This window comes from Mesobacillus sp. (genome assembly GCF_057785455.1).
Genome location: NZ_JBYNSB010000060.1, coordinates 84,114 through 99,733 on the forward strand (window position 1 = coordinate 84,114; position 15,620 = coordinate 99,733).

General features: G+C 44.0%; 14 protein-coding genes. 13 read left to right on the forward strand and 1 reads right to left on the reverse strand.

The features are described from left to right. The first annotated feature begins 98 nt into the window (after positions 1 to 98). Both AC3EBE_RS21755 and AC3EBE_RS21760 read left to right on the forward strand, forming a co-directional pair. Positions 99 to 1,049, forward strand: coding sequence for a BMP family ABC transporter substrate-binding protein (locus tag AC3EBE_RS21755; protein ID WP_488597116.1), 951 nt, complete (start codon positions 99 to 101; stop codon positions 1,047 to 1,049). Between the two features lie 14 nt (positions 1,050 to 1,063). Further along, positions 1,064 to 1,252, forward strand: a complete 189-nt coding sequence (locus AC3EBE_RS21760; RefSeq protein ID WP_488597117.1) for a ComZ family protein — start codon at positions 1,064 to 1,066, stop codon at positions 1,250 to 1,252. A 28-nt stretch (positions 1,253 to 1,280) separates the two neighbouring features. On the opposite strand, the gene AC3EBE_RS21765 is transcribed toward AC3EBE_RS21760, so the two are convergent. After that, positions 1,281 to 1,595, reverse strand: a complete 315-nt coding sequence (locus tag AC3EBE_RS21765) for a hypothetical protein (protein ID WP_488597118.1) — start codon at positions 1,593 to 1,595, stop codon at positions 1,281 to 1,283. Positions 1,596 to 2,135: 540 nt separating this feature from the next. Between AC3EBE_RS21765 and AC3EBE_RS21770 the strand changes: the two genes are divergently transcribed. The 11 genes from AC3EBE_RS21770 (at position 2,136) to opp4A (ending at position 15,614) form a co-directional block, all read left to right on the forward strand. Beyond that, positions 2,136 to 3,068 (forward strand): beta-ketoacyl-ACP synthase III, encoded by a 933-nt coding sequence (locus AC3EBE_RS21770; RefSeq protein WP_488597119.1) that lies wholly within the window; start codon positions 2,136 to 2,138, stop codon positions 3,066 to 3,068. A 106-nt stretch (positions 3,069 to 3,174) separates the two neighbouring features. Further along, a complete protein-coding gene (gene fabF, locus AC3EBE_RS21775; RefSeq protein WP_488597120.1) occupies positions 3,175 to 4,416 on the forward strand; it encodes a beta-ketoacyl-ACP synthase II in 1,242 nt (413 codons plus the stop codon). Positions 4,417 to 4,641: 225 nt separating this feature from the next. Beyond that, positions 4,642 to 5,625, forward strand: coding sequence for an ABC transporter ATP-binding protein (locus AC3EBE_RS21780; protein WP_488597121.1), 984 nt, complete (start codon positions 4,642 to 4,644; stop codon positions 5,623 to 5,625). Continuing rightward, positions 5,622 to 6,644, forward strand: coding sequence for an ABC transporter ATP-binding protein (locus AC3EBE_RS21785; RefSeq protein WP_488597122.1), 1,023 nt, complete (start codon positions 5,622 to 5,624; stop codon positions 6,642 to 6,644). The genes AC3EBE_RS21780 and AC3EBE_RS21785 overlap by 4 nt, the downstream gene beginning before the upstream one ends. A gap of 228 nt (positions 6,645 to 6,872) precedes the next feature. Then, a complete protein-coding gene (locus AC3EBE_RS21790) occupies positions 6,873 to 8,534 on the forward strand; it encodes a peptide-binding protein (RefSeq protein WP_488597123.1) in 1,662 nt (553 codons plus the stop codon). A 264-nt stretch (positions 8,535 to 8,798) separates the two neighbouring features. Then, positions 8,799 to 9,749 carry an ABC transporter permease gene (locus AC3EBE_RS21795; protein ID WP_488597124.1) on the forward strand — a complete coding sequence of 317 codons (951 nt, stop codon included), beginning with the start codon at positions 8,799 to 8,801 and terminating at the stop codon, positions 9,747 to 9,749. Between the two features lie 12 nt (positions 9,750 to 9,761). After that, positions 9,762 to 10,676 carry an oligopeptide ABC transporter permease gene (gene opp4C, locus AC3EBE_RS21800; protein ID WP_488597125.1) on the forward strand — a complete coding sequence of 305 codons (915 nt, stop codon included), beginning with the start codon at positions 9,762 to 9,764 and terminating at the stop codon, positions 10,674 to 10,676. 273 nt (positions 10,677 to 10,949) lie between these two features. Further along, positions 10,950 to 11,663, forward strand: coding sequence for a DUF2268 domain-containing putative Zn-dependent protease (locus tag AC3EBE_RS21805; protein ID WP_488597126.1), 714 nt, complete (start codon positions 10,950 to 10,952; stop codon positions 11,661 to 11,663). Positions 11,664 to 11,843: 180 nt separating this feature from the next. Then, positions 11,844 to 12,866: an ABC transporter ATP-binding protein gene (locus tag AC3EBE_RS21810; protein ID WP_488597127.1), complete on the forward strand. Its 1,023-nt coding sequence runs from the start codon at positions 11,844 to 11,846 to the stop codon at positions 12,864 to 12,866. Further along, the gene (locus AC3EBE_RS21815; RefSeq protein ID WP_488597128.1) at positions 12,866 to 13,852 is read left to right on the forward strand and encodes an ABC transporter ATP-binding protein; all 987 of its coding nucleotides are present in this window, start codon (positions 12,866 to 12,868) and stop codon (positions 13,850 to 13,852) included. Before AC3EBE_RS21810 ends, AC3EBE_RS21815 begins: the two co-directional genes overlap by 1 nt. Positions 13,853 to 13,898: 46 nt before the next feature. After that, positions 13,899 to 15,614, forward strand: a complete 1,716-nt coding sequence (gene opp4A / locus AC3EBE_RS21820) for an oligopeptide ABC transporter substrate-binding protein (RefSeq protein ID WP_488597129.1) — start codon at positions 13,899 to 13,901, stop codon at positions 15,612 to 15,614. Positions 15,615 to 15,620: the final 6 nt, after the last annotated feature.

Sequence of the window (15,620 nt, forward strand, 5' to 3'; positions counted from 1 at the left end):
CAGAGTAAAATGGAAAAAGATTCTTTCAATCGGTTCCATTTTTATTTTAGCGATTGCTGACAATATAAACACAGCAGCGCATAAAGGAGATGCATCGGATGCTTAAACGTTTCGGGCTCATATTGTTTAGCCTGTTTTTGTTGGGAGGGTGTGGACAACCTCTTTCGGCGGGAAAGGTTGAAAAAGTAGGCCTGCTGGTGCCTGAAACAATTAATGACCAGGTGTGGGGAACAAAGGGATACAGAGGGCTGCTTCAAATTCAATCATCCCTGAATGTGGATGTTTTTTTCAAGGAAGGGATGAATTCCGAGGAGCTAGTGAGGGAAGCGGTAAAAGAGTTTGACCGCCAGGGAGTCAACTTGATCTATGGGCACGGGAATGAATATGCTGCCTATTTTAATAAAATTTCAGACCAGTATCCTGATATCCATTTTATCAGCTTTAACGGCGATGCCAGAAATGATAATACTACCAGTCTGAATTTTGAAGCCTACGCGATGGGTTTTTTTGGCGGGATGGTAGCAAGCCACATGTCGGAGACCGGAAAAGTTGGAGTCGTAGCAGCGTATGAATGGCAGCCTGAAGTGGAAGGCTTTTATGATGGGGCGATATTTGAAAACAAGGATACGAAGGTGGATATCCGTTATGTGGGCCACTGGGATGATAAAGATAAGGCTCTAAAGGATTTGGACGAAGTGCTTTCAGATGGTGCTGATGTCATTTATCCTGCTGGAGATGGATTCAATGTCCCGCTGATTGAAAAAGTAAAGGACAAGGGCCTCTATGTCATAGGATATATTTCCGATCAGTCTGATTATGGAGAGTCCACAGTCCTGACAAGTACTGTCCAGCATGTGGATGACTTATATGAACTGACTGCCCAAAAATTCAATAATGGTGAGCTGAAAGAAGGGAATTTATTTTTTGATTTCCAGGATGGTGTTATATCCCTTGGGAAATTCAGCCCGAAAGTCGATGCTGACTACCGTGAAAAATTGAGTAAAATGATCAATGACTACAAGGAATCTGGAAAATTACCAAATCAATAAAGGAGCTAATGATCATGCAAAACAACGATAAAACAATGGAATTCATGCAAATAGCAATGAAATATCTTCCAGAAGCGCAGCAGCAGCTGCAAGCAGCGGGTATTGAGCTGACAATGGACAATCTTCAGCCGTTCTTCAGCCTGTTTACCAAGGTGATGAATGAAGCATATGAGCTTGGAAAAGCAGATGCTGCCAAAGAATAGGGATTATAGAAGCTGAGGCCCGGGTGCCTCAGCTTTTCTTTTTGTCCAGGAAATTTTCAAGGTAAGGCATAACCTTTGAAAAGAGGGGCTTAAATTCCCTGGATGACTCTATTAGGGTATCTATATGGTAGAGAAGTTCACCCCAATCCAGCTGTCCCAGCAAGCTCTCACCATTCCCTTCGTGCTTATTGTCTGGATTTGCGGCTCCCCTGCTTTTTCCAAATATGAATGAATCCAAGTCACCGTGACTGTGGTCATTTTCTAAATCGGGATGCTCCCTGTGGGGTTTGTCACTCCTATTTAACATAAAATCAAATGCATCCCTGTTTTTTCCATCCTCCATTTGAATCCCGCCTTACTTTTATAAGTTTTTATTTCTCCTTCGCCCGGCCAATCGGCATCGTTCTCATTGATAGTGTATGTACGATATGGTTGCATGGACTAGGGCAGAAGCGGATTTCATATTTTACAGTTGCAGAATGCAAACCTTTTCTGATAAAATTAGTACCAAGTCATAATAATTGATAATAATTTTTGTTTTTTCAAACAAGGCTGTTGATTTTCGTTCCAGGCACTTCGCTTTCCGCTGAAGAATTATGAAAAAGCCCAACTGCCGGCTTTTTCAAGAGCAAATTCTTCTCGGGGCTGGTGATGAGCCTCCTCGTCGCTTTGCTCCTGCGGGGTCTCATCTTGCCAGCTGCGCCCGCAGGACTCTGAAAAGCTTCCTTGAACTGGCCCACGCACGATGGAAATGCGTTAGCATTTTCGGAGGAGTCTACGTGCCTTCCACTACAATCAACAGGGTATTAAAATTAAGAAAGCTTTAATAAAGACAAATATTTTAAAGAATAGACAGATTCCAGAATAAAAGGAGATGGGTCCCATGAATGCAGGGATAACAGGGGTTGGACGCTACTTGCCAGAAAATATTGTGACAAACCTTGATCTTGAAAAAAGGATGGACACTTCGGATGAGTGGATCCGGACAAGAACAGGGATTGAAGCAAGAAGAATTGCCGGGGATGACATGGATACTTCTGACATGGCCTATCGCGCAGCAGTAGAGGCAATTGACAAGGCAGGAATTACAGCTGAGGATTTGGATTTGATTTTGGTAGCAACAGTGACACCTGACCAGCCTTTCCCAACGGTTTCCTGCATGCTCCAGGACCAGCTTGGAGCCAGGAAGGCAGCTGCAATGGACTTAAGTGCAGCTTGCGCCGGTTTTATGTATGGTATGGTAACAGCGAAGCAATTTATTGAAGCAGGTACTTATAAGCATGTTTTAATAGTAGGTGTTGAAAAGCTTTCAAAAATCACCGATTGGCAGGACAGGAATACGGCCGTCCTGTTTGGAGATGGCGCAGGAGCTGTGGTAATGGGGCCTGTAGGAGAAGGAAAGGGTGTCCTTTCGTTTGAGCTAGGCTCTGATGGTTCAGGCGGAAAGTATCTCTACCAGGAAGACTATATCGTCATGAACGGCCGGGAAGTTTTCAAATTCGCAGTACGCCAGATGGGAGAAAGCAGTATTAATGTCCTTGAAAAGGCCGGACTGTCGAAAGAGGATGTTGACTTCCTGATTCCACACCAGGCCAATATCAGGATTATGGAGGCAGCTCGCCAAAGACTCGAACTGCCGGTGGAAAAAATGTCAAAAACAGTCCATAAATACGGAAATACGTCAGCAGCATCGATTCCAATTTCACTTGCAGAGGAACTGGATGCAGGAAAAATAAAGGATGGGGATCTTGTCGTCATGGTTGGTTTTGGCGGAGGTCTTACATGGGGCGCAATTGCGATGCGCTGGGGTCAATAAGGATAGCGGAGGAAGTTCTTTTACAATGCAGGCATACTAAAAGTATGCTGGCAAAATCATGAGCTCTATACAAGGACAGAGCCTAGCTAAAGGAGATGCATGAAGGATGGAGAAACGCAGAGTTGTAGTGACTGGGATCGGGGCAGTCACCCCGCTTGGAAATGATGCGGAAACTACGTGGAAAAATATAATAGAAGGTGTTTCTGGTATTGGCCCTGTAACAAGGCTGAATGCCGATGATTTCCCGGCAAAAGTAGCCGCGGAAGTGAAGGAATTCAATGTGGAGAATTTTATTGATAAAAAAGATGCAAGGAAGATGGACCGCTTCACTCATTATGCTGTCGCGGCCTCCTTAATGGCTGTGAAGGATGCGGGTCTCGAAATTACCGATGAAAATGCTCCAAGAGTGGGCGTATGGATAGGTTCGGGAATTGGCGGGATGGAAACATTCGAACAGCAGCATGAAACCTTCATGAACCGAGGATACCGCAGAGTCAGTCCATTCTTTGTTCCAATGATGATCCCAGATATGGCAACTGGCCAGGTATCAATTACCCTCGGGGCAAGAGGCTTTAATTCATGTACAGTAACTGCCTGTGCTACAGGAACAAACTCGATTGGCGATGCCTTCAAGGTAATCCAGCGCGGCGACGCGGACGCAATGGTCACTGGAGGAGCTGAAGCGTCAATCACAAAAATGTCATTCGCCGGTTTCTGTGCGAATACTGCTTTATCAACAAACCAGGACCCACAGAAGGCAAGCAGGCCATTCGATAAGAACCGTGATGGTTTTGTCATGGGTGAAGGAGCAGGCATCGTTGTGCTAGAAGAACTTGAGCACGCACTGGCAAGAGGCGCAAAAATTTATGCTGAAATCGTAGGCTATGGTGCAACTGGAGATGCTTATCACATCACAGCACCTGCTCCTGAAGGCGAAGGCGGAGCGAGAGCGATGAAAATGGCTCTTGATGATGCCGGTCTTTCTCCAGAAGAGGTAGGTTATATCAATGCCCACGGAACAAGCACGGAATATAATGATAAATTTGAAACGATGGCAATCAAAAATGTATTTGGCGAGCACGCATATAAGCTTGCCGTAAGTTCTACGAAATCGATGACCGGCCACCTCCTTGGCGCAGCAGGCGGCATCGAGGCGATCTTTACGGTGCTGGCTTTGAAGGAAGGGGTTCTTCCACCTACCATCAATCTAGAAACTCCAGATCCAGATTGTGACCTGGATTATGTACCGAATGAAGCGCGCAGAAACCAGGTCAGCGCTGCCATCAGCAACTCACTTGGCTTTGGCGGACACAATGCAACCATCGCTTTCCGAAAATACGAAGCATAAAAGGCGGGGACTTCCCCGTCTTTTTCTTTTTCCTCAAAATAACTTCTGCGACGAAAAGCCTATACCTCAAGGGCAAATATCCCCCACTTCATAATTTCCTATTAAAAAAGTAATGAAAGAGTAATAAATTGTAACAAATTTTAATAATTAATAATTATTAGAATATTTATCTATGATTTTAAGACTTCCAATTCAAACAAGTTAGATAGGCGGTGGTCAAGAGTCGTGACGGTGTTGTTGGAACTAAAGAATCTTAAAACCTATTTTAAGAGAAATAAAGCAATCATCCCGGCAGTGGACGGTGTGGATTTAACCATCAACAAAGGAGAAACAGTTGCTCTTGTAGGAGAATCCGGATCAGGAAAGAGTATTACTTCCCTATCAATCATGCGCCTGATTCCAAGTCCACCAGGAGAAATCGTGGACGGGCAGGTTAATTTTGAAGGGAAAGACCTTGTCAAACTGAGTGAAGACGAGATGTGCAGGATCCGCGGGAATGATATTTCAATGATTTTCCAGGAGCCCATGACTTCACTCAATCCGGTTCTGACGGTTGGTGAGCAAATTGCGGAGGTTTTGACCTACCATCAAAATCTGAGCAAGTTAGCCGCAAAGAAAAAAGCGATAGAGATGCTGGAACTCGTGGGATTTTCTAGGGCAAAAGAAATTGTCAATGACTATCCTCATCGGCTGTCCGGTGGGATGCGTCAGCGCGTCATGATTGCGATGGCAATGAGCTGCAACCCAAAGCTGCTGATTGCGGACGAGCCGACAACCGCCCTGGATGTGACCATTCAGGCGCAGATATTGGATTTGATGAAGGATCTCAGCAATAAATTTAATACCTCCATCCTGATCATTACTCATGATCTTGGGGTTGTATCAGAGGTAGCAGATCGAGTTATTGTCATGTATGCCGGCCAGGTAGTCGAAGAAGCAATGGTCGAAGATTTGTTTGATGAACCGCTCCACCCGTATACATCAGGGCTGATGGGTTCCATTCCATCTATTGATGAGGATCATAATCGCCTTGTGTCGATTGAAGGCAATGTGCCATCACCTGAAAATTTGCCTCAGGGCTGCCGTTTTGCTCCCCGTTGCCCACACGCTTTTGACCGATGCCATTCTGAGCTGCCACAGCTCCTGATGACAGAGGGCGGCCGCTCAGTAAGGTGTTTTTTACATGAAGGCAAGGGGGCGGCAAAATGATTACGACGAATGAGACAGTATCTGGAAATATAAAACTCGCAACCACTGAAACATTGCTGGAACTTACAGGAGTAAAGAAGCACTTTCCTATTAAAGCCGGGCTGCTTCAGAAGACGGTTGGTCATATTAAGGCAGTTGACGGAATAGATTTGAAGGTGAAAAAGGGAGAGACTTTAGGGATTGTCGGAGAATCAGGATGCGGAAAATCAACCGTAGGGAGAACAATCATCCGACTCTATGAACCTACTGATGGAAAAATCCTGTTTAACGGGAGGGACATTTCACATCTTTCTGAAGGAGAACTGAGGAAAGATGTCCGTAAGAATATCCAGATGATCTTCCAGGATCCCTTTGCCTCACTTAATCCGAGAAAAACATTGAGAGCCATCATCCGTGAACCTCTCGATACCCACCATCAATATAAAAACAGAGAACGAGATGAAAAAGTCGAAGCGCTTCTTGAGAAGGTAGGGCTGAATGCATCCTTTATCAATCGGTATCCGCATGAATTTTCCGGGGGCCAGAGGCAAAGGATCGGAATCGCCAGAGCATTGGCTTTGAATCCGGAACTCATCATTGCCGATGAAGCAGTATCCGCCCTGGATGTTTCGATACAAGCCCAGATCATCAACCTGATGGAAGACCTGCAGGAGGAATTTGGATTAACCTATATCTTCATCTCACATGACTTAAGTGTTGTAAGGCACATCAGTGACCGAGTCGGTGTTATGTATCTTGGCAAAATGATGGAACTGGCAGCCAAAAAAGAGCTCTATGCCGAGCCGCTGCATCCATATACGCAAGCCCTGCTTTCGGCTGTTCCAGTACCGCGGAAAAAAGGGGCCCAAAACCGGGAGCGCATCCTTTTAAAAGGAGAGCTTCCAAGTCCGGCAAACCCGCCAAAAGGTTGTGTCTTCCATACAAGGTGTCCTGCAGCATTTGACCTGTGCAAGCAAGTGAACCCGGACTTCAGTGAAGTCAAAGAAAATCATTTTGTAGCCTGCCATCTTTATAAATAAGGCAGCCTTGAAAGGAGGAGATAGTCGGACTGTATTTTCTTTGTATAACTTAATGATGATTTTGACCCTCTGTTGATTCGCAGGGGAGTCGGATGTCACCAGAGAGAAGCGAGTAAAAGGAATCCTTGGTACATAATTCCGAGGAGGGGCCGGCCCGCAGCAAAAATCACAGGAAAGTTAACAAAGGTCACAATGAAAAATGGAGTTAAATTTAAAGGGGGAAATAATGTGAAATTTAAAAAAGCTTCGTGGTTGTTAATCTGTTTTACCCTGATTCTCTCACTCTTCCTGACTGCCTGCAACAACAATGGCGATAAGCCAGCAGATGATGCAAAAGGCTCGGATGGCAAGGATGGCACAAAGGATGAGCAGGTAGCGGATGAACCGCAGCAGGGCGGAGATTTAATCATTGGTTCTACAGGAGCGCCGACTATTTTTAACCCATTGTATTCTACGGATACTTCAAGCTCTGATATTGAAGGGTTTATCTATGACGGCCTAGTATCGTCTGATACGGAATTCAACCCAACACTGAGCATGGCAGAGGATATCCAGGCATCGGATGATGGACTTAAATATACAGCGAAATTGAAAAAAGGCATTAAATGGCATGATGGGGAAGAATTTACGGCTGATGATGTAGTCTTCACTTTCAGCATCCCTAAGAATCCAGATTATAATGGCGAGCGAGGATCAGCGTTTGAAGCATTGGAATCAGTGACAAAAATTGATGATTATACAGTAGAATTCAAACTTAGCAAGAAGGATGCATCATTCTACCCGGTTTCATTAAGCTACTACATCCTCCCAGAGCATATTCTTAAGGATGTTCCTGTTGCTAAGCTAGGCGAGCATGAATTCAATACAAAGAGCCCAATCGGTACTGGCCCATTCAAATTCGTTGAGTGGAAGGATGGGGAGTATGTAAAGGTTGAGGCATTCGATGACTACTTCAAGGGTCGTCCTTATCTAGACACTATTACTTATAAAATCGTTCCTGATATGGATGCTATGATCGCGCAAATCCAGGCAGGCGACATCCACTTTGCAGCCGGCGTACCTGGAACAGATATCGAAACGGTAAAATCATTCCCGGGTGTGAAAGTTGAATCCGGATTAGGGCTTTCTTACACATACCTTGGCTATAACCAAAAGAATGACCTTTTCAAAGACAAGAAAGTCCGCCAGGCGATCACACATGCAATTGACAGAGAAGCGATTGTTTCATCTGTAATGAACGGTGACGGCGAGGTTGCCCACGTACCAGAAAGCCCGCTTTCCTGGGCATATAATGATGATGTGCCAAAATTCGGATACGATGTTGAAAAAGCAAAGTCCTTGCTTGCTGAAGCAGGCTGGAAGGATACAGACGGTGATGGAATCCTTGATAAAGATGGCAAGAAGTTCAGTTTCACGGTAAAAACCAACCAGGGTAACAAAGTCCGTGAAGATATTGTTGTCGTCCTTCAGGAACAGCTGAAAGAGGTCGGTATTGAGGCAAAACCAGAAATCGTCGAATGGAGCGCATTTATTGAACAGATTTCTGCACCTAACTGGAACTACGACGCGCTTGTGCTTGGCTGGGCGTTATCAACATTCCCTGACCAGTATGATATTTTCCATTCAAGCCAGCAGGCAGAAGGGCTGAACTTTGTCTGGTATTCAAATCCTGAGGCGGATAAGCTGATGGAAGAAGCAAAACAGATCATGGATCAAGAAGAATACAAGAAGGCTTATGCCGATATCTATAAAATCATCGCAGAAGACCAGCCGTATTCGTTCCTGTACTATCCTAACGTGCACCGTGTAATGCCTGCGAATCTCGAAGGCTATGTATTTAACGCAAGAGATGATTTCTATGAGATTTACAAATGGTGGTTAAAGAAATAATCCCAGCAGCCTGTATTAATGGAAAGGGAAGGATGCTCTTCCCTTTCTTCCTTATGAAAACAAGACTGTTTTAGTCATTAATATAAAGAGGATTGGCCTAATTAGCTTATTGGTTTGGATCGTCCATAAGAGAATGTAGACAAGTTAGTTCTTAATCGAGGAACTTCATTGAAGCGACCCTTCCAGTATTTCTTCACGAAAAACGTAGAATTTCACAAATAAAATACTGCACGAAAAAAGCCTTATTTAAAAAGGAGAATTGCCATGCTTTCTTATATTCTTCGCCGCATATTGATGGCCATCCCTCTGCTGCTTGGGATTACCGTAGTCTCCTTTGCCATCATGAAAATGGCTCCTGGTGATCCGGCAAGCCTGCTGATGGATCCGACTATCAGTCCTGCGGACAAAGCGAAATTCATGGATCGGTATGGTCTGAACGATCCCATCCATATTCAATATTTTAAGTGGCTGGGGGCCATGCTGCAGGGTGATTTTGGTACATCCCTGATCCGTAAAGGTGTGCCGGTAATGGAAATGATCATGAACAGGATGCCGAATACTATTTTATTGATGGTAGTATCCACCATTCTGGCATTGTTGATTTCAATTCCATTTGGTGTCATTTCTGCAACAAGGCCATACTCAAAGCTTGATTATACAGTGACAGTCACTTCATTCCTTGGAGTGGCCACGCCAAACTTCTTCCTTGGGCTGATCTTGATCATGGTTTTTGCCGTTCAGGTCAATTGGTTTCCCACAGGCGGGGTTGCTACACTTAATGCGCCATTCAGCTTATGGGACCGTATCCATCACTTAATCATGCCCGCCTTCGTCCTGGCCGCAGCTGATATGGCCGGCTTAACACGCTATACACGCTCCAGCATGCTTGAAGTCATAAAGCAGGACTATATCAGGACAGCGAGGGCGAAGGGCTTCAAGGAGAAAAAAGTTATTTACAAGCACGGCTTGCGAAATGGTTTGATACCAGTCATCACGATTTTTGGGCTGATGATCCCGTCTTTCATTGGCGGAGCAGTAATAGTCGAAAAGATATTCACGTGGCCAGGAATCGGTTTGCTTTTCGTTGATTCAGCTTTTCAGCGTGACTATCCAGTCATTATGGGGCTGACCGTGATATCGGCTGTCTTCGTCGTAATAGGAAACCTGGTTGCCGATATTTTATATGCGATTTTTGATCCTAGGATTGAGTATTAAGGGGAGGTAAACATGGCACAATCAAATTTAGCTGGAACCACCTCTGGGAATGTCGAACTGCATGGAATTAAGACCCAAAGGGATACAATGCTCGGAATTATTGCCAGGAAGTTTTTTAAGAACAAACTAGCTGTAATTGGGGGAGTATTCCTGCTCATCATCATTACAGCCGCACTATTTGCACCAGTGATCGCACCATATTCACCAACAAAGCAAAACCTGCTTGAAAAGCTGCTCCCGCCAAGCAGCGATCATTGGCTCGGGACAGACCGCTTTGGCAGGGATACTTTCTCAAGGCTTTTATATGGAGCAAGAGTATCATTGCTTGTCGGTTTTGCCTCCGTACTCGGATCGATTACAATTGGTACCTTCCTCGGAGCAGTTGCCGGTTACCTGGGAGGAATTGTTGATGCATTAATCATGAGATTTGTAGATATCATCCTGTCAATTCCATCAATCTTTTTGTTAATTACTTTAGTAACAATTTTTAAACCAGGTATTGATAAACTAATCCTTATTTTTGCATTGCTTGGCTGGACCACAACTGCGCGGCTTGTTAGAGGTGAGTTCTTATCTTTAAGATCGCGGGAATTCGTTCTTGCATCCAAAACCATTGGAACGAAAACACCTACGATTATTTTCTCGCATATTTTGCCAAATGCTATGGGGCCGATCATCGTTTCTGCTACTCTCTCTGTGGGATACGTCATTCTGGCTGAATCGGGTCTTAGCTATTTAGGTTTGGGGATACAGCCCCCACACGCAAGCTGGGGCAACATGCTGCAGGATGCCCAGAATTTTACCATCATGTTAAAGTCCTGGTGGTACCCTCTTGGCCCAGGTTTAATGATTCTCCTTACGGTAATTTGCTTTAACTTTGTAGGTGACGGCCTAAGAGATGCCCTTGATCCAAAAATTACTGAGTAGAAGCCAGGTGAAGCCTGGCTTTTTTCTGTTTTCAATTCCCGGGTTATTATCAAAGATCTGAATATGAGAATTGTATGGATAGGAAAAAGGAGCTATGAAAGAAGTCAGGTTGGGAAAAATTTAATTTTAATGATTCTAAGTTTGAACATACACAGCGATTGAACATAAACTGACTGTAAAAAATAACTCGGGAGGGCTTCGCATGGGGTAATCAGGACGGATAAATGGCTTGGAAGCTTTATAGACAATCCTAAGAAAATATGCGAGCTGCTTGTGGATTACTTCCAAGGAGAAGCAAATCCTCAGAAAATATATGATTATTTATTAGAATTCGGCATGTACAAGCCAAGCAGGCGCAGCAAAAAGAATTTCGAAGAACTTTTGGGACGGCAGCAATGGAATAAGATAGAAAATATATTTTTGAAATATAAAAAAAAGTGGGATGGCCCGGATATCCCGATCTTCATATTTCCTATGAACGAAGGGAATGCCAGACTAATGAAGGAAGGGAAAGGGAAATCGGGTGTTTCCTTCAGGGATAAGCTTTTCCTATTTCTAACTCCTATAGAGGATGAAAAGGAGATTGAAGCGTTGTTCGTCCATGAATATCATCATGTTTGCAGAATGCAACGCCAGCAAAAGGATCCTTCAGAATACACTTTGCTCGATTCCATCATTTTAGAAGGATTAGCAGAGCATGCCGTGCTGATGAACTGCGGTGAACAATACACAGGAGAGTGGAGCAGGCGATATTCGACAGAAACGCTTGCTGGATATTGGGATAATGGTCTTTCAGAAAAGCTGTTCATTACAAGAAAAGACAAAATGCATGACCAGCTGCTGTTCGGGTTAGGCAACCGGCCAAGACTGCTGGGGTATGCAATGGGGTTTGAAATGGTAAAACAATATAAGCAGCGTGAAAATTTTACTGAAAAAGCATCATTCAAAATTCCTTCCAAGGTATTTACAAAATTGCTAAAATTTTAATATCTGTTATTAACTGAGAAAACCCTGTATTTACGGGGTTTTTTAAAATTTTTCAAAAATAATAAATTTCCCAATTGAAAAAAAAGTATTGCAAATGTAATAAATCTGTAATAACATTTTATTAAAATATATTGAATTTGCAGAATATTATATAATTTAAAAATGTGAGAAGGTGTCCTAATGAGCAACTATTCAATACATAAAGAAGCACCTTTGCTAGAGGTGAGAAACCTTGAAACAGCTTTTTCAATCGACGGCGAATACTACAACGCTGTAGACAAGGTATCGTTTGCTGTCAAACCGCGGCAGGTTGTCGGGATTGTTGGTGAATCAGGGTGCGGAAAATCAGTAATGAGCCTTTCGATTATGCAGCTCCTTCCGAACGGGATTGGCAAGATCAGGTCCGGAGAGATCGTTTTTGAGGGGTCGCATCTTGAAAAGAAGTCTCAAAAGGAAATGAACAAGATTCGCGGAAAAGACATATCGATGATTTTCCAGGAGCCAATGACATCGATGAATCCGGTATTTACGATTGGATTCCAGCTTCAGGAAGTATTGTTTAACCACTCGAAGATCACCAAGGCTGAAGCAAGGCAAAAGAGTGTTGCACTTCTGAAGAGCGTGGGGATTTCACGGCCGGAAAAGATTGTTGATGAATATCCACACCAGCTTTCAGGCGGTATGAGACAGAGGGTCATGATTGCGATGGCAATCGCCAACCAGCCAAAGCTCCTGATTGCGGACGAGCCTACAACAGCATTGGACGTAACAGTACAAGCCCAGATACTTGACTTGCTTAAGAGCATCCAGGAAGTAAACGATATGTCCGTTATACTAATCACACATGACCTTGGTGTTGTTGCAGAGATGTGCGATGAAGTAATCGTAATGTACGCCGGCAGGATCGTTGAGCGTGCAGATGTAGAAACTCTCTTCTATAACCCTAAGCATCCATATACAGAATTGATGATGGGTGCCATCCCGAAAATGGATGAAGACAAAGAAGAGCTCAGCTCAATCAAGGGGATTGTCCCATCACTGAAAAACATGCCGGCAACCGGCTGCAGATTTGCAAACCGCTGCCCTAAGGCAATGCCAGAGTGTACAAGCATTACTCCGCAGCTCGGAGAAGTCGAAACTGGACATGACGTGGCGTGCATTCTATATGAAGCAAGTATGCCAAAAGAAGGAGTTAAGGCATAATGAGCAATACAACTTTACTAGAAAAAGAGAATCTGCTGGAGATCAAGAATCTCAAAACCTATTATCCTGTTAAAGGCGGGTTCTTCCGACGGACAATCGGACATGTGAAGGCAGTCGATGATGTATCATTCGATATTAAAAAGGGTGAGACATTAGGTTTGGTTGGTGAGTCCGGCTGCGGAAAATCGACTACAGGAAGAACAATCATCCGTCTTCTGAATGCCACGGATGGGGAAGTTCTTTTTGAAGGAAAAGACATCACAAAACTGAGAGGGAAATCACTGCAGGAAATCCGCCAGGATATCCAAATGGTGTTCCAGGATCCATATGCTTCTTTGAATCCAATGCAAATGGTAGGCGATATTGTCGCTGAACCAATAAAGAACTTTAAAAAGTTGAGCAGCAAGGAATTAAAAGATGAAGTAATGGATTTGCTTACAAAGGTTGGTCTTCCTGAGGATGCTTACTTTAAATATGCACATGAATTTTCCGGAGGACAGCGGCAAAGGATCGGAATTGCCCGCGCCCTGGCGCTGAGACCAAAGCTGATCATAGCAGATGAACCAGTTTCCGCACTGGATGTATCCGTCCAGTCACAGGTTTTGAACCTATTGAAAAAGCTCCAACAAGAATTTGATTTGACCTTTTTATTCATCGCTCATGACCTAAGTGTCGTTAAGCATATGAGTGACCGGATCGGTGTAATGTATCTCGGCAATATGGTTGAAATTGCTGATCGCAGCAGCATGTATGCTGAACCGCTCCACCCATATACCCAGGCTTTGATTTCCGCTATTCCGATGCCGGACCCGCGCAGGAAAAAGGAAAGGATCGTACTTGAGGGAGATGTTCCAAGTCCAATGAACCCTCCAACAGGCTGCCCATTCCATCCCCGCTGTCCAGCTGCGATGGCAGAGTGTTCTCAAGTAAAGCCAGCTTTAAAGGAGGTGAAGCCAGGACATCGGGTTGCTTGCCACCTTTACTAGGGCAATAATTTTTTGAAAAATAAAAACAAAAATCGGGGGGAAAATCATGAAGAAACCATTGCTTTGGCTAGCTATGCTAGTTTTGGTTTTATCAACGTTCCTTGCTGCATGCAGCGGAGGAGAGAAGAAAACTTCTACAGATCCAAAAAATGATGACAAAGAAACAGCCGCAGAAGGCGAGCCACAGGATGGCGGAACACTTGTTTATGCTTTAGATTCTGAATTCAAAGGCCTTCTAAACTGGAACTTCTACGATGCTGATGGAGACGATGACATCATCGCTTTCTTCGATGACGCATTAATCGATTATGATGAAAACCTTAAAGCAGTACCAGGTATCGCTAGCTGGACTACTGATGATAACAAGACTTTCACATTCACATTCGAAAAAGGCGTTAAATGGCACAATGGCGAAGAACTTACAGTTAATGACTGGGTATTCGCAATCGAAACAATCGCTACACTTGGTGGAGAACACCAGCGCTGGTCTAACGTTAACACTATCGTAGGTGTTAAAGAATTCAATGAAAAGAAAGCTGACAAGATCTCTGGTCTTGAAGTTGTAGATGACTACACATTGAAAATCACTTTCGACAAAGCACGCGTTAACAACCTTGAAAACGTTTGGTCTTACCCGCTTTCAAGAAAAGAATTCGAAGGAATCGCTCCTAAGGATATGGCTGCTTCCGAGCAAGTCCGCACTAAGCCTGTAGGAACTGGTCCATTCAAAGTAACTAAAGTTGTCCCTGGTGAATCAGTAGAGCTTACTAGAAATGAAGACTACTGGAGAGGCAAGCCTCATCTTGAAAAGATTATTGTTAAAGTTATCGACAGCTCTCTTACTACTGGAGAACTTAAGAATGGAACTCTTGACATGACTCCATTCCACCCAACAGTTCTTCCAGAAATCGAAGCTCTTGATAATGTAGATGTTGTAAGATTCCCTGGCTTATCTTACTACTATGTTGGTTTCAAATTAGGTAAATACGATGGCAAGAAAAACGTAATGGACAAAGAAAAATATGCAAGCAAGGAACTTCGTCAAGCTATGCTTTATGCAATCAACCGTGATGAGTGGGTTAAAGCGTTCTTCAGCGGCCTTGGTAAGCCACTAGATCGCCCAGTTCCAAGTGCTCACTGGATTGCAGCTGATAACAAAGATATGCCTGTTCAATATTCTTATGACCCAGAAAAAGCTAAAGAACTATTAGACAAAGCTGGTTATGTTGACAAGGACGGCGACGGATTCCGTGAAGACCCTAAGGGTGAAAAATTCGTAGTTAAATTCTCGCACTATGCAACAGGAAACCCTACTTTCGAAGCTCGTGCAAAAGCTTTGACTCAGTACTGGGAAGAAGTTGGCTTGAAATCTGAGCTTCAAATGACTGACGTAAACCTTTACTACGATCAAATCGAAAAAGACGATCCTGCTCTTGAAGTATTCTACGGCGGCTGGGGAACTGGCGCTGACCCAGATCCACTACCACTTTGGGGTGTTGAATCTGTATGGAACTACCCACGTTTCGTAAACGAAAAAGCTGAACAGCTTCTTCAAGATGCTGTAGATATCGAAGTTGTTGGAACGGACACAGACAAGCGTAAGCAGCTTTACGCTGACTGGCAGAAGATCATGAACGAAGAAGTACCAGCCCTTCCAATCGCTGAACTAGAAGAAGTTATGGCTGTTTCTAAGCGTGTCCAAGGAGTCAAATTTGACGTATCTGGTGCTAACTCATCTCACGAATGGTGGATCAAGCAATAATAAGAC

Coding starts and splice junctions, on each gene's coding strand:
- AC3EBE_RS21755 (WP_488597116.1), top strand. CDS start 99: ATGCTTAAACGTTTCGGGCTCATATTGTTTAGCCTGTTTTTGTTGGGA.
- AC3EBE_RS21760 (WP_488597117.1), top strand. CDS start 1,064: ATGCAAAACAACGATAAAACAATGGAATTCATGCAAATAGCAATGAAA.
- AC3EBE_RS21765 (WP_488597118.1), bottom strand. CDS start 1,595: ATGGAGGATGGAAAAAACAGGGATGCATTTGATTTTATGTTAAATAGG.
- AC3EBE_RS21770 (WP_488597119.1), top strand. CDS start 2,136: ATGAATGCAGGGATAACAGGGGTTGGACGCTACTTGCCAGAAAATATT.
- fabF (WP_488597120.1), top strand. CDS start 3,175: ATGGAGAAACGCAGAGTTGTAGTGACTGGGATCGGGGCAGTCACCCCG.
- AC3EBE_RS21785 (WP_488597122.1), top strand. CDS start 5,622: ATGATTACGACGAATGAGACAGTATCTGGAAATATAAAACTCGCAACC.
- AC3EBE_RS21795 (WP_488597124.1), top strand. CDS start 8,799: ATGCTTTCTTATATTCTTCGCCGCATATTGATGGCCATCCCTCTGCTG.
- opp4C (WP_488597125.1), top strand. CDS start 9,762: ATGGCACAATCAAATTTAGCTGGAACCACCTCTGGGAATGTCGAACTG.
- AC3EBE_RS21810 (WP_488597127.1), top strand. CDS start 11,844: ATGAGCAACTATTCAATACATAAAGAAGCACCTTTGCTAGAGGTGAGA.
- AC3EBE_RS21815 (WP_488597128.1), top strand. CDS start 12,866: ATGAGCAATACAACTTTACTAGAAAAAGAGAATCTGCTGGAGATCAAG.
- opp4A (WP_488597129.1), top strand. CDS start 13,899: ATGAAGAAACCATTGCTTTGGCTAGCTATGCTAGTTTTGGTTTTATCA.